Below are 13,373 nucleotides of genomic sequence, written 5' to 3'. Positions count from 1 at the left end.
GCACCGGCGAGGTGCTGAGCGTTTAACCTTGAGCTCGCCTATCACATATTTCGCGGAGGGTTGAGCGCCAGCAAATGCCTGAAGAGCCCCATTCCGACAATGTCGCACCGGTACCGAGCGGCATCACCGCGGAGCTGGCGGCCGCGGGGTTCGAGGATGCGCGCCAGGTAGCCCGCGGCGGAGCGGGGGTCATCTACTGCTGCTATGAGACCGCGCTCGGGCGAAGCGTCGCGGTGAAGGTGCTGCCATCCCACATCGACGACGACAGCAGAGAACGGTTCCTGCGCGAGGGCTACGCGATGGGCGGGCTATCCGGCCATCCGAACATCGTCAACATCCTGCGGGTCGGCGTGACCCCGAGCGGCAAGCCCTACATCGTGATGCCCTATCACTCGGCGGACTCACTGGCGGTCCGGCTCCGCCGGGAAGGGCCGGTCGCCTGGCCCGAGGCGTTGCACATCGGCGTAAAGCTCTGCGGCGCACTGGAAACCGCGCACCGGACCGGGACCTTGCACCGCGATATCAAGCCGGCCAACATCCTCGTCAATGACTACGGCGAGCCGCAACTAAGCGATTTCGGCATCGCCCACATCGAAGGCGGGTATGAGACCGCGACCGGGTTCTTCTCCGGGACGATCGATTTCACCGCGCCGGAGGTCATGACGGGCAACCCGGCGACGATCGCGTCCGACATGTATTCGCTTGGGGCCACGCTGTATGCGCTCATCGCGGGCAACGCCGCGCACGAGCGCAAGAAGGGCGAGGACCTGATCGCGCAGTATCTGCGCATCAGCACCGCCGGGATCCCGGACATGCGGCCCGACGGCATCCCGGACGCGGTGTGCACGGCGATCGAGAGGGCGATGTCGATCGACCCCGCCGAGCGGCCCGCCTCGGCCGAGGAGTTCGGCCGCGAGCTACAGGCCGCCCAGCGCCGCAACGGGCTGAAACCCGACGCGATGGCCATCACCGGACGGCCCTCGGCCGTGGCGGCGGATGCCCCATATGCCGCGCCCGTCCCGCCCGGCGGCCACAGCGAGGTGGCGCACCCGCCCCTCCCCAACACGTCGAGCATGCCCGCACCGACGCGTGGGCCGAGAGGGCACGACGACCCGACCTCCGCGATCAGCGCCCCGCTCGGGCACGAACATGCGCTGGAAACGGCGGCCCTTCCGCAGTCGGCACCCGCTGAGCTGGCGAGCTTGCTGCGTGGCGGACAGGGGTCGGCGACGCAACCGAAGGTGCGGCCACCCAACGCTGCCCCGCCGTCGGGCCGAAACGGCGGCGCCCAGGGCCCGCCGCGCGGTCCCACGGACCGGGCCGCCGCGTGGTTCGCGGAGCCGGGGAAGAAGCGGAACCGCATCGCGCTGGTGGCCGGAGCGGTCGCCGCGGTCGTGCTGTTGGTCATCGGCGGCGTCATTTTCGCGCTTTCGCCGGACAACAACGCCGGGTCGAAAGGGACGTCGGGCCAGCCGACCGCGCAGCCGCCCATGCAATGGAAACCGATCACCAACGCGCGCATTTCGCGGGACGCGGCGGCCACCACGCAGGCCGACGGCACCATCTGGATCTTCGGCGGCATCCGCAGCGACGGTGGCCTGACCGGACTGCAGGAGGGCTACGACCCTGTCATCGACAGCTGGAAGGTCGGCGACGACCTGCCGGTCCCCGTTGCGCACGCGATGGCGGTCACCTGGCAGGGCAACCCGGTGGTGCTCGGCGGCTGGAAGTCCGAGGGCGGCAAAAACGTTGCGAGCGACCAGGTTTGGCGGATCATCAACAGCCGCTGGGTCGAGCTTCCGCACCTGTTGCAGCCCCGGGCGGCCGCGGCGGCGGCCGTGGTCGGCGACCGGCTGGTCGTCACGGGCGGCGTCGACGCAAGCGGCGCGCTGCTGAACACGACCGAGGTGTTCGATGGCAACGCCTGGACCCTCGGCGCGCCCATCCCGACGCCGCGTCAGATGCTGGCCGCGGCCTCGGACGGGAAGCTGGTGTACACCGTGGGCGGTGCCAGCGGCTCCACGGATCTGGCGACGGTCGAGGCGTACGATCCGGCCGCGAAGACGTGGACGCCGTTGCCCGCGCTGAGCGAGCCGCGCAGCGACCTCGGCGCGGCGATCGTCGACGGGCGCCTGGTCGCGGTCGGCGGCGTTTCGGCCGGACGACTTCTCAAGAGCGTCGCCGCCTTCGACCTGATGACAAAGGCGTGGTCCGCCCTGCCCGACATGACGACCGCGCGGCACGGCATGGCCGTCGACGCGGTGGAGAAGTCCGTGTACGCGATCGGCGGGTCGACCGCCGTCGGCGACGGCCAGCTGACGTCGTCGGCCGAAGCGCTGAAGCTGCCGGCCCGCCGGATCCAGCCGGCGTCGCAGTGGCGGTCACTGCCGGACGCGCCGACGCCCCGGCTGATGACGGCATGGGCCGTGGTCAACGACAAGATCTGGATCGTTGGCGGCCTGCGGAACGGCGTCGCACTGCAGACCGTGGAGAGCTACGACCCGCACACCGGCGCCTGGGAGACCGGGCCGCCCCTGCCGATCCCGCTGCATCACGCGGCGGCGGCGGCCTACCGCGGCGAGGTGGTGGTGCTCGGCGGTGCCAGCGATCAGCTGGCCAACGCATCCGACAAGGTGTTCGCGCTGCGCGGCGGCTCTTGGGTTGAGCTGCCGCATCTGACGCACGCGCGTGCGGCGCCGGCCGCGGCGGTGGTGGGTGACAAGCTCGTCGCGGTGGGTGGCCAGAACGCCAAACAGGTTGTTCCGCAGACCGAGGTCTTCGACGGCAGTTCGTGGAACGACGCGGCCGACATGCCGACACCGCGCGAACATCTGGCCGCGGTGTCGGATGGCACCTACGTGTACGCGATCGGCGGTAGGTTCCTCTCCGCCGACAAGAACTCCGCGGCCAACGAGCGGTTCGATCCGCAATCGGGCAACTGGACCAAGCTGGTGGGCATGCCGACCCCGCGCGGGAGCTACGGCGCGACCTACATCGACAGCCGCATCGTGGTCGTCGGCGGCGAGGAACCGACGATGGTGCTGAACGTCGTCGAGATGTACGACATCGCCGACGCGAAGTGGAGCACCCTGCCGCCGATGCCGACCGCACGCCACGCCGAGGTGGTGGCGACGGTCGGGAACACCGTCTACTGCATCGGCGGCGCGAACCGGCCGACCCACGAGGGCCCGATCGCGACCGTGGAGGCGCTGGACTTCATGTAGGGCCTGCCCCGTGAGCGCGCGACGATGAATCGGCGACGGGTTGTCGACTGGCTGTATGCCGCCAAGCGGTGGATGTATCGCGGTGGGAGACCGGGATTTCCGGCCAGAGTGATGAATCGGCTTTCCGCGCTGCAGTATTCAGCGGGTGTCCTGTCACCGGCGCGGGCGATGACGCTCGAGGTGCTGGGACGGCGGTCCGGACGAGTGGTCTCGGTCCCCGTGGTCGTGGTCGGTCACGATGGCGAGCGCTACCTGGTATCGATGCTGGGCGATGACGCGAACTGGGTGCGCAATGTTCGCGCGGCGGGCGGGCGTGCGGTCATGCGCCGCAGGCACGCCGTGCCCGTGCACCTGCTCGAGGTCGCCACCGACGACCGCGCACCCATCTTGCGCCGCTACGTCGCGGTGGCGCCCGGAGCGCGCCCACACATTCCGCTTTGCAGCGACGCTCCGCTGACGGAATTCGAGCGGATCGCCGCCCACTACCCGGTCTTCCGGATCACCCCCGACGATCCGCCTCATCCGCGAGGAAACGGGCGCGCCGGTAGGCACTGAGGAACAGCACCGCAAGACCCAACTGGACGGCCAGCATGGGCGCCATAAAGCCGACCCGAACCAGCCCGCTGCTGATCGCATAACCCCCCGCGGCCGCGAGCCCCACGAGCACCGGGCACACCGTGAGCAGCAATACCCCTCGCCGCTCGACAGGTGCACGACCGGCCCACACGAGCAGCGCCGTCCATCCAGCCATCAATGCCGCACACAGCGCGGCAGCGTAGCGGTAATCGGGTGCCGGGGTGAACCCGTGGAGACCCAACATCGCGGCGGCCACGCGCGGCACCAGCAGTGGCACCACCATCACGGCATCCACCACGGCTCCGGCCCAGTACGCGAAACGCAGCGTGTCACAGCGACCTGCCATCGACCTCACCTGCCAGTAGCCCTCGGCTTACGCGGTCTCATGATTTCGGCGTCCGCGGCGACCGAGTAGAGGCCAAGGTCACCTGGCCAGAGTCGCCGATCCCGCCCCATTGTTTTACTTGCGCCAGATACGGGGATTCCACTACGAGCCGGCGCCTCGCGCCAGGCGAAAACCGACCTGATGGGAGCCCATGATGAATAGCACCGCTATCTGGATCGTGGTCGCCGCCGCGGCGGTCTTGGTGATTCTCGTTGTCGTCGTCGCACTGAGCAGAATGCGGCGCCGCCGACGGCAGCGGCAGGCCGAAGAGATCCGCGAGCAGGCCAAGCTGGAGACGGCAAAGGTCGAGCGGCGCGAAGCCCTTGCCCAGGAAACGGCCGCCAAGGCCCGCGCCGCCCAGGCCGAGGCGGAGGCCAAAGCGGCCGAAGCCGCCCGGCTGCAGGAGCGAGCGGCCAACCATCAGAGCGAGGTCGCGGCGTCGCGCGAACAACTGCAGGAGCAGTTCAAGCGCGCCGATGAACTGCACCCGGAGGCCGCCGCGAAGCCAGCGGGTGAGCACGACGATCCCAATGCGGTGCGGTCCTCGGAGTCGCACGAGCCGACGACCGACGCCGAGACCGTCGGGCACGAGACCTACCGCGGGACGCCCGGCTGAGCTCTAGAGCCAGGTGTCCTGGGTGGTGGCGGTGAGGAACGCTTCGAGGTCGTCGCGCCACTGGGCCGGTGTGGTCTTGTCCGGTTCGATCCCGGTGTATTCGCCGCGATAGAACAACAGCGGGCGCGGCTTGATCTTGGGTGCCTCCGACAGCGACTGGACCGCGCCGAACACGACGAAGTGGTCGCCGCCATCGTGCACCGACGCCACCGTGCAGTCGATGTAGGCCAGCGACCCGTCAATGACCGGTGAGCCGAGTTCGGAAGCGTGCCAGTCGATTCCGGCGAACTTGTCGGGCTCCTTCGATCCGAATCGCGCTGAAACGTGCTTCTGCTTCTCGGTCAGCACGTTGACGCAGAACCGGCCGCTGGCCTCGATGGCCTGCCAGGATCGCGACACCTTGGTGGGGCAGAACAACACCAACGGCGGGTCCAGCGACAGCGCCGCGAACGATTGGCAGGCGAAGCCGATAGGGACGTCGTCGTGCACCGTGGTGATGATGGTGATGCCGGTGCAGAACTGACCCAGCACCTGCCGGAAGGACCGCGGATCGATCGGCGCAGACATGACTATCCGCGGGCGCCGACCGTGAAGTCGTGGCCCCACAGGCTGACGGCCGTGCTCTCCCGGGCGACCCAATCGTTATCCTCGACTTGCCTTCCCTCGCAGCCGAATTCGATGTCGAAGCCGCCGGGTGTCTTCATGTAGAAGGACAGCATCAGGTCGTTGACGTGCCGGCCAAGCGTGGCCGACATGGGTACCTTGCGGCGCAACGCGCGGTCCAGGCAGAGCCCGACGTCGTCGGAGTTCTCGACCTCCATCATCAGGTGCACGATGCCGCTCGGCGTCGGCAGCGGCAGGAAGGCCAGGCTGTGGTGACGCGGGTTGCAACCGAAGAACCGCAGCCACGCGGGCGCACCGTCGGCCGGTCGGCCGACCAATTGCGGCGGCATCCGCATGGAGTCGCGCAGCTTGAAGCCGAGCACGTCACGGTAGAAGTGCAGGGCCTCGTCGTCATCGCGGGTGGACAACACCACGTGGCCCAAGCCCTGCTCGCTGGTGACGAACTTGTGCCCGTACGGGCTGACCACGCGGCGGTGCTCCAGCGCGACGCCGTGGAAGACCTCCAGGCAGTTGCCGGACGGGTCGGCGAACCGGATCATCTCGACGACGCGGCGATCCGCCAGCTCGGCGGCGGTGGCCTCCTTGTAGGGTACGCCCTCGACGTCGAGCCGGTTCCGGATCTCTTGCAGCCCTTCGGCATTGGCGCATTCCCAGCCGGCCTCCATGAGGTGGTCGCGCTCGCCGGGCACGATCACCAACCGGGCCGGGAAATCGTCCATGCGCAGGTAGAGCGCGCCCTCTTCTGCGCCGCTGCCCTCGACCATGCCGAGTACCTTCAGGCCGTACTCACGCCAGGCCGCCATGTCGGTGGCCTCGATGCGTAGATAGCCCAGCGATCGGATGCTCATCACGCACCTCCCAGGAAATCAACGGTCAACTTGTTGAACTCGTCGAACTTCTCCACCTGCGCCCAATGTCCACACTGCCCGAAAACGTGGAGCTGCGCACGCGGAATGGTCTTCAGTGCGACCAGCGCACCGTCCAGCGGGTTCACCCGGTCCTCGCGACCCCAGATCAACAGCACGGGCTGGCGCAGCCGGTGCACCTCGCGCCACATCATCCCGAGCTCGAAGTCGGCCCCCGCGAACGACATTCCCATCGCCCGGGTCGCCGTCAGTGATTCCGGCGTGCTGGCCAGCGCGAACCGCTCGTCGATCAGCTCCGGCGTGATGAGCTTCTGGTCATAGACCATGACCCGCAGGAACGCCTCGAGATTTTCCCGAGTGGGTTCGACGGAGAACTTCCCCAGCCGCTTGACGCCCTCGGTCGGATCCGGGGCGAACAGGTTGATGCTCAGCCCGCCGGGCCCCATCAACACCAGTCGGCCGGCCCGATCGGGATAGTCGAGGGCGAACCGCACGGCGGTGCCCCCGCCCAGCGAATTCCCCACCAGCGGAACGCGTCCCAGCCCGAGCTGGTCGAATAGCCCCTTGAGCGCCCGCGCGGCGTAGTGGTTGAACTGGCCGTGCTCGGCGCGCTTGTCCGAAAGCCCGTAGCCGGGCTGATCGACGGCCAGCACATGGAACCGCTGCGCCAGCACTGGAATGTTGCGCGAGAAGTTCGTCCAGCTCGCAGCGCCGGGACCACCGCCGTGCAGCAGCACCACCGTTTGGTCGTTGCCGACCCCGGCCTCGTGGTAGTGCAGCTTCAGCGGTCCGTCGACATCGACATCGACAAAGCGCGAGGTGGACTCGAACGTCAGCTCTTCGGTAGCCGTCATTCAGCGCCGCTCCTCCTCATCGCTTCGCTCTGCATCGTCGCCGGCGCGCACGGCTAGACCATCGTGTCGCCCGGCGGCAACCCGAACTCGTTGTTCCCGAAGATCTGGTAAGCCCGCTCGGGATCGTTGGCGGCGTGCACCCTGCCGGCGTGCGCGTCGCGCCAGAACCGTTGCACCGGTTGGTCGTTGCCCAGGGCGGTGGCGCCGGAAGCCTCGAACAGCCGGTCGATGGAAGCGATCGCACGTCCGGTCGCCCGCACCTGGTCGCGGCGGGCGCGGGCGCGCAGCTCGAACGGGATCTCCTTGCCCGCGGACAACAACGCGTACTCGTCGGCGACGTTGCCGCTCAACTGGCGCCAGGCCGCGTCGATGTCGCTGGCCGCCTCGGCGATGCGCACCTTGGCGAACGGATCGTCCTTGGCCTTCTCCCCGGCGAACGCCGCGCGCACCCGCTTGCCCTGGTGCTCCACGTGCGCGTCGTACGCGCCGTAGGCCATGCCGACGATCGGCGCGGAGATGGTGGTGGGGTGCATTGTGCCCCAAGGCATCTTGTAAACTGGGGCGGTGTTCGTCTGGTACCCGCCGGCAGTGCCGTCGTTCATCGCCTTATAGGACAGGAACCGGTGCCGGGGCACGAAGACGTCCTTGACGACCACCGTGTTGCTGCCGGTGCCGCGCAAGCCGACGACATGCCACACGTCGTCGATGCGGTACTCGCTGCGCGGGATCAGGAAGCTGCCGAAGTCGACCGGACGGCCGTCCTTGATCACCGGACCGCCGAGGAAGGCCCATGTGGCGTGGTCACATCCCGACGACCAGTTCCAGGAACCGTTGACCAGATATCCGCCGTCGGTCACCACGCCCGCGCCCATCGGCGCGTACGACGACGAGACCCGCACGTTCGGGTCGTCGCTCCAGACTTCCTCCTGGGCCTGCTGGTCGAACAGCGCCAGGTGCCAGTTGTGCACGCCGATGATGGAGCTCACCCAGCCGGTGGAGCCGCACGCGCTGGCCAGCCGCCGCACCGCCTCGTAGAACAGGGCGGGATCGCATTGCAGTCCACCCCACTGTTCGGGCTGGAGCAGGGTGAAGAAGCCGACGTCCTGCAGATCCTGAACGGTCTCGTCGGGCAGCCGCCGCAAATCCTCCGTCGCCTGAGCGCGCTCCCGAATCCGGGGCAGCAGATCATCGATGCCAGCCAAAACCGACTGCGCGTCGCGTTGTTGAATGGACGTCACTAGGTTTGCCTCCTGGGCCAAACTTACTCAGCGGACTTACACCAGAGACTAGAACACGTTCCGATTTGTGTCGAGCAGGGTATTCCTGCGGCTGGTAGCGATACGAATCCGCTTTTCTGTAACATGTTCTAGTTGTAACGAGAGGGAGGATTGGGTCTTGGCCGAGGCCAATCTCGACGAGCCGCTCGGCGACCACGTCCTTGAACTGCAGATCGCCGAGGTCGTCGCCGAAACGGATGACGCGCGGTCGCTGGTGTTCGCGGTGCCCGACGAGCCGGGCGATCCCGACATCCCGCCCGAGCGGCTGCGCTACGCACCGGGCCAGTTCTTGACGTTGCGCGTTCCCAGCGAGCGCACCGGATCGGTGGCCCGCTGCTACTCGCTGTGCAGTTCGCCGTTCACCGACGACGCGCTGACCGTCACCATCAAACGGACCGCCGACGGATACGCGTCGAACTGGCTGTGCGAGCACGCGCGGGCGGGCATGCGGATCCACGTGCTGGCGCCGTCGGGCAACTTCGTGCCCAAGACGCTCGACGACGACTTCCTGTTGATGGCCGCGGGCAGCGGGATCACCCCGATCATGTCGATCTGCAAGTCGGCCCTCGCCGAGGGCAGCGGCCAGGTGACGCTGCTCTACGCCAATCGCGATGACCGGTCGGTGATCTTCTCCGACGCGCTGCGCGAGCTGTCGGCCAAATATCCCGACCGGCTCACGGTGGTGCACTGGCTGGAATCGGTGCAGGGCATGCCGAGCGTGACCGCGCTGGCGAAGCTCGCCGCCCCCTATACCGATCGCCCCGTGTACATCTGCGGGCCCGGCCCTTTCATGGATGCCGCCCGCGAAGCGCTGGAATCACTGAAAGTGCCTGCGCAGCAAGTACATATCGAGGTGTTCAAGTCGCTGGACTCCGACCCGTTCGCGGCGGTGAAGATCGACGACACCGCCCCGGGCGACCAGCCGCCGGCCACCGCCGTGGTGCAGCTGGACGGTGAAACGCACACCGTGTCGTGGCCGCGCAACGCCAAGCTGCTCGATGTGTTGCTCGCGAAAGGTTTGGATGCGCCGTTCTCCTGCCGCGAGGGCCACTGCGGCGCGTGCGCGTGCACCTTGCGCAGCGGCAAGGTGAGCATGGAGGTCAACGACGTGCTCGAGCAGCAGGACCTCGACGACGGCCTGATTCTGGCCTGTCAATCTCACCCGGAATCTGATTCGGTAGAAGTCACCTACGACGAGTAGTGGCGGGGTTAGGTTCACCGCTAGGGTTGGCGAACCGAGAGGGGAACAGCATGAAGCGGCTGATAACCGGGTTTGCGGTGGTCGGATCGGCGCTGACGTTCCTGCCGGGCCCGGTCGCCGGCGCGGCCAGCAACACCGCGACCACGTTGTTCCCGCTGGACGGCCCCAACCAGCTGGAGACGCGCACCATCCTGAATTGCTTCAAGTCCGACGGCCACTGCGACTTCACCGCCGGCGCGGACATGCTGACGCCCGACGGGGTGACCGGCTTCCCGTCCGGCCTGTGGGCCCGCCAGACCACGGAGATCCGATCGTCGAACCGGCTGGCCTACCTGGACGCGCACGCCACCGGTGAGCACGAGCGGGTGATGAAGTCGATGGGGTCCGACGAGATCACCACCGTCTACTTCGGTGAGGGCCCGCCGGACAAGTACCAGACGACCGGCCGCATCGACTCCACCGATTGGCAGACGGGTCAGCCCAAGACCGACAACAACGTCATCGTCTGCACCCACATCCAGGTGGTCTACCCCGGGGTCAACATCACCTCCCCCAGCACCTGCGCCCAGACCACGTTTTCCTAGAGCCGCTTATAGCGCGTCAGCGAGGTAGCCCGAGGAGCCGCTCGGCGGCCACGGTGAGCAGGATCTGCTCGGTGCCACCGGCGATGGTGAGGCAGCGGGTATTGAGGAAGTCGTACACCGCGTGGTCGCGGACCAGCCCGCCGCCCTCGGAAACGTCCATCATGTACTCGGCCAGCGCCTGCCGGTAGCGCACCCCGATGAGCTTGCGGACGCTGGACTGCGCCCCCGGGTCCTGCCCGCCCACGGCGAGCTGGGCGATCCGCTGGTCCAGCAGCGCGCCGGTTTGGGCGATGACGATCAACCGGCCGAGCCGATCCTGCTGCGCGGCATCGAGATCCAGCTCCGCCAGCACCTTGAGCAGCTCCTCCATCGGGTTGCCCAGCGCGGTGCCGGTGGCCATCGCGATCCGCTCGTTGGCCAGCGTCGTCCGGGCCAGCCGCCAGCCGTCGTTCACCTCGCCGACCACCATCTCATCGGGGACGAACACGTTGTCCAGGAAGACCTCGTTGAACAATGAGTCGCCGGTGATCTCCCGCAGCGGGCGGATCTCGATGCCCGGTGACTTCATGTCCACCAGGAAGTAGGTGATGCCCTTGTGCTTCGGCGCGTCGGGGTCGGTGCGCGCCAGGCAGACACCCCACCGCGCCTTGTGCGCCGCCGACGTCCACACCTTCTGCCCGGTGAGCAGCCAGCCGCCGTCACCGCGCACCGCCTTGGTGCGCAGCGACGCCAGGTCGGAGCCGGCCCCCGGCTCGGAAAACAGTTGGCACCAAAGGAATTCACCGCGCAGGGTGCCCGGCACGAAGCGCTCGATCTGCTCCGGCGTGCCGTGCTCGAGGATGGTCGGCGCCGCCCACCAGCCGATCACCAGGTCCGGGCGCACCGTGCCCGCCGCCGCCATCTCCTGATCGATCAGCAACTGCTCGGCCGGCGACGCGGCACGCCCGTGCGGCTCCGGCCAGTGCGGCGCCTGCAGCCCGGCCTCGGCGAGCGCCGCCTGCCGCTTCTCTTCCGGCAGCGCGGCGATTTCGGCGATGGCGGCGGCGATCTCCGTACGCTGGCCCTCAACCTCGGTGAGGTCGATCCCCAGGCGCCGCCGCACACCGCCCTGCGTCAGTTCGGTGACGCGGCGCAACCAGCGCTCGGCGCCGCCGAGGAAGCTACCGATGGCGTGCGCCCGTCTCAGGTACAGGTGCGCGTCGTGTTCCCAGGTGCAGCCGATGCCGCCGAGCACCTGGATGCAGTCCTTGACGTTGGCTTTCGCGGCGGCGATGCCGATGCTCGCCGCCAAAGCGGCCGCGATCGAAAGCTGGTCAGCATCGCTATCCGCGGCGGCGCGGGCGGCGTCGGCGGCCGCCACCTCCGACTGCTCGGCGCGACACAGCATCTCCGCGCACAAATGCTTGACGGCCTGGAAACTGCCGATCGGCTTGCCGAACTGCTCGCGGACCTTGGCGTAGTCGACGGCGGTGTCCAGCGACCACCGGGTCACGCCCGCCGCCTCGGCCGCCAGCACGGTCGCCGCCAGCTCCTCGACGCGCTGGGGCGACGCCGTGATCTTGGTCGCCGGCGCCGACGTCAGCACCACCCGGGCCAACGGCCGGGAGAAGTCGGTGGCGTCCAGCGTCTCGATCTGCACGCCGTCGCTCTCGGAGTCGACCAGCAGCCAGGTCCCGCCGGCCGGCAGCAACAGGACGCCCCCGCCGGCGGCACCCAACACCAATGGCAGCACGCCCGATGCCCGCGAGGTCTCGCTGTCGAACTGCGCATCCCCGTCCAGCGCCAGCCCGGCGAAGCGTTCGCCGGCGGCCAGTTGCGCCAGCAGTTCGGGGTCGGAGACGACGAGCGTTGCCAGCGCCGTGGTCGCCACCGGCCCGGGCACCAGCGCCTTGGCCGCCTCCTCCACCATCGCGCACAGGTCCTCGACGCTGCCACCCGCGCCGCCGTGCTGCTCCGCGATCGCGACACCGAAAATGCCCAGCTCGGCGAGGCGGGCGAACACCGGGCGCCACGCGTCGGGGTCGCCCTGCTCGACCTCGCGAATCGCGGTGGTCCCGCCGGGCCCCGCCGCCGAATTGCGGGCCCAGTCGCGCACCAGCGCACGCGCGGCGAACTGCTCGTCTGTGACGGTCGCTACCACCCTCGGGACCTCCGCGTCCTTCGACTCGACGTGACGTTGGGGCCTACGACCCCTAGCTCTCGATTCTCCTGCGTGTCTCGGGTCGCTGCGCAACCCGCCTCGTCGCAGACTAGAACGTGTTCTAATAGTGCCAGCGATCGACCGTCAAGTCGAACGCCATCACAGCAGCACACGCGGCTGTCCCGGCGGTACGGAGGTGGGAAATTCACACTCAGCATGCGTATCGTTTGCAAGCGAGCCGCCAGGAACAGGAGCAACCCGTCATATGCCAGCCGGTGCCAACTCGCGGGCCAACGCGAGCCGCGCTTCTGACTCGCAACCGCGCGAGGTCATGAACGTGGCGGTATTGGCGGAGTCCGAACTCGGCTCGGAGGCACAGCGGGAACGCCGCAAGCGGATCCTGGACGCCACCATGGCCATCGCGTCCAAGGGCGGCTACGAGGCGGTCCAGATGCGCGCGGTCGCCGACCGCGCCGATGTGGCGGTGGGGACGCTGTACCGATATTTCCCCTCGAAGGTGCACCTGCTGGTGTCGGCCCTGGGCCGCGAATTCAGCCGCATCGACGCCAAGACCGACCGCTCGTCGGTCGCCGGGGGCACGCCGTTTCAGCGGCTGAACTTCATGGTCGGCAAGCTCAACCGCGCGATGCAGCGCAATCCCCTGCTCACCGAGGCCATGACGCGGGCCTACGTCTTCGCCGACGCCTCCGCGGCCAGCGAGGTCGACCAGGTTGAGAAGCTCATCGACTCCATGTTCGCCCGGGCGATGGCCGACGGCGAACCGACCGAGGACCAGTACCACATCGCCAGGGTGATCTCCGACGTCTGGCTGTCCAACCTGCTCGCCTGGCTCACCCGGCGCGCCTCCGCCACCGACGTCAGCAAGCGGCTGGATCTGGCCGTGCGGTTGTTGATCGGCGACCAGAACGGCGGCTAGCGGCGATCGCAAGCGCGGCCTAGCCGGGCGCGGCGGGTCGCCGCCATCAGACTAGGCGGCGATCGCAAGCGCGGCGTTGCCGGGCGCTG

12 protein-coding genes are annotated in these 13,373 nt (G+C 68.5%); 6 read left to right on the top strand and 6 right to left on the bottom strand.

What is annotated here, in order from left to right:
• Positions 1-74 precede the first annotated feature (74 nt).
• Positions 75-3,224, top strand: coding sequence for a serine/threonine-protein kinase (locus tag A5781_RS09950; protein ID WP_067204311.1), 3,150 nt, complete (start codon positions 75-77; stop codon positions 3,222-3,224).
• 24 nt (positions 3,225-3,248) lie between these two features.
• Positions 3,249-3,779 carry a nitroreductase family deazaflavin-dependent oxidoreductase gene (locus A5781_RS09945; protein ID WP_067204308.1) on the top strand — a complete coding sequence of 177 codons (531 nt, stop codon included), beginning with the start codon at positions 3,249-3,251 and terminating at the stop codon, positions 3,777-3,779.
• Here A5781_RS09945 and A5781_RS09940 read toward each other — a convergent pair.
• The gene (locus tag A5781_RS09940) at positions 3,724-4,146 is read right to left on the bottom strand and encodes a hypothetical protein (protein ID WP_156624520.1); all 423 of its coding nucleotides are present in this window, start codon (positions 4,144-4,146) and stop codon (positions 3,724-3,726) included. The genes A5781_RS09945 and A5781_RS09940 overlap by 56 nt on opposite strands.
• A 193-nt stretch (positions 4,147-4,339) precedes the next feature.
• Here A5781_RS09940 and A5781_RS09935 point away from each other — a divergent pair, with 193 nt between their 5' ends.
• On the top strand, positions 4,340-4,801 hold the full coding sequence (locus A5781_RS09935; protein WP_231990684.1) for a hypothetical protein: 462 nt from the start codon (positions 4,340-4,342) through the stop codon (positions 4,799-4,801).
• A gap of 3 nt (positions 4,802-4,804) precedes the next feature.
• On the opposite strand, the gene hsaB is transcribed toward A5781_RS09935, so the two are convergent.
• The 4 genes from hsaB to hsaA are packed head-to-tail and all read right to left on the bottom strand — an operon-like array spanning position 4,805 to position 8,383.
• Positions 4,805-5,368, bottom strand: coding sequence for a 3-hydroxy-9,10-secoandrosta-1,3,5(10)-triene-9,17-dione monooxygenase reductase subunit (gene hsaB / locus A5781_RS09930; protein ID WP_067204299.1), 564 nt, complete (start codon positions 5,366-5,368; stop codon positions 4,805-4,807).
• Positions 5,369-5,370: 2 nt separating this feature from the next.
• Positions 5,371-6,273, bottom strand: coding sequence for an iron-dependent extradiol dioxygenase HsaC (gene hsaC / locus A5781_RS09925; RefSeq protein WP_067204295.1), 903 nt, complete (start codon positions 6,271-6,273; stop codon positions 5,371-5,373).
• A complete protein-coding gene (gene hsaD, locus A5781_RS09920) occupies positions 6,273-7,145 on the bottom strand; it encodes a 4,5:9,10-diseco-3-hydroxy-5,9,17-trioxoandrosta-1(10),2-diene-4-oate hydrolase (RefSeq protein ID WP_067204292.1) in 873 nt (290 codons plus the stop codon). The genes hsaC and hsaD overlap by 1 nt, the downstream gene beginning before the upstream one ends.
• A 53-nt stretch (positions 7,146-7,198) precedes the next feature.
• The gene (gene hsaA, locus A5781_RS09915) at positions 7,199-8,383 is read right to left on the bottom strand and encodes a 3-hydroxy-9,10-secoandrosta-1,3,5(10)-triene-9,17-dione monooxygenase oxygenase subunit (RefSeq protein WP_067204289.1); all 1,185 of its coding nucleotides are present in this window, start codon (positions 8,381-8,383) and stop codon (positions 7,199-7,201) included.
• Between the two features lie 157 nt (positions 8,384-8,540).
• Between hsaA and A5781_RS09910 the strand changes: the two genes are divergently transcribed.
• Together A5781_RS09910 and A5781_RS09905 are read left to right on the top strand one after the other, a co-directional pair.
• A complete protein-coding gene (locus tag A5781_RS09910) occupies positions 8,541-9,623 on the top strand; it encodes a ferredoxin--NADP reductase (protein ID WP_067204285.1) in 1,083 nt (360 codons plus the stop codon).
• A gap of 50 nt (positions 9,624-9,673) precedes the next feature.
• A complete protein-coding gene (locus A5781_RS09905) occupies positions 9,674-10,207 on the top strand; it encodes a hypothetical protein (RefSeq protein WP_067204282.1) in 534 nt (177 codons plus the stop codon).
• A gap of 16 nt (positions 10,208-10,223) precedes the next feature.
• Here A5781_RS09905 and A5781_RS09900 read toward each other — a convergent pair whose 3' ends face one another.
• Entirely contained in the window at positions 10,224-12,347 is a 2,124-nt protein-coding gene (locus tag A5781_RS09900) for an acyl-CoA dehydrogenase (RefSeq protein WP_067204279.1), read from the bottom strand.
• A 337-nt stretch (positions 12,348-12,684) separates the two neighbouring features.
• Between A5781_RS09900 and kstR the strand changes: the two genes are divergently transcribed.
• Positions 12,685-13,284 (top strand): cholesterol catabolism transcriptional regulator KstR, encoded by a 600-nt coding sequence (gene kstR, locus A5781_RS09895; RefSeq protein ID WP_040621610.1) that lies wholly within the window; start codon positions 12,685-12,687, stop codon positions 13,282-13,284.
• The last annotated feature ends 89 nt before the right edge of the window (positions 13,285-13,373 follow it).

Source organism: Mycobacterium sp. 852002-30065_SCH5024008 (genome assembly GCF_001665645.1).
In the GTDB taxonomy this organism is placed as follows: domain Bacteria; phylum Actinomycetota; class Actinomycetes; order Mycobacteriales; family Mycobacteriaceae; genus Mycobacterium; species Mycobacterium paraffinicum.
The sequence above is the reverse complement of the archived record's forward strand: the minus strand, read 5'-3'. Positions and strand labels throughout refer to the sequence as shown.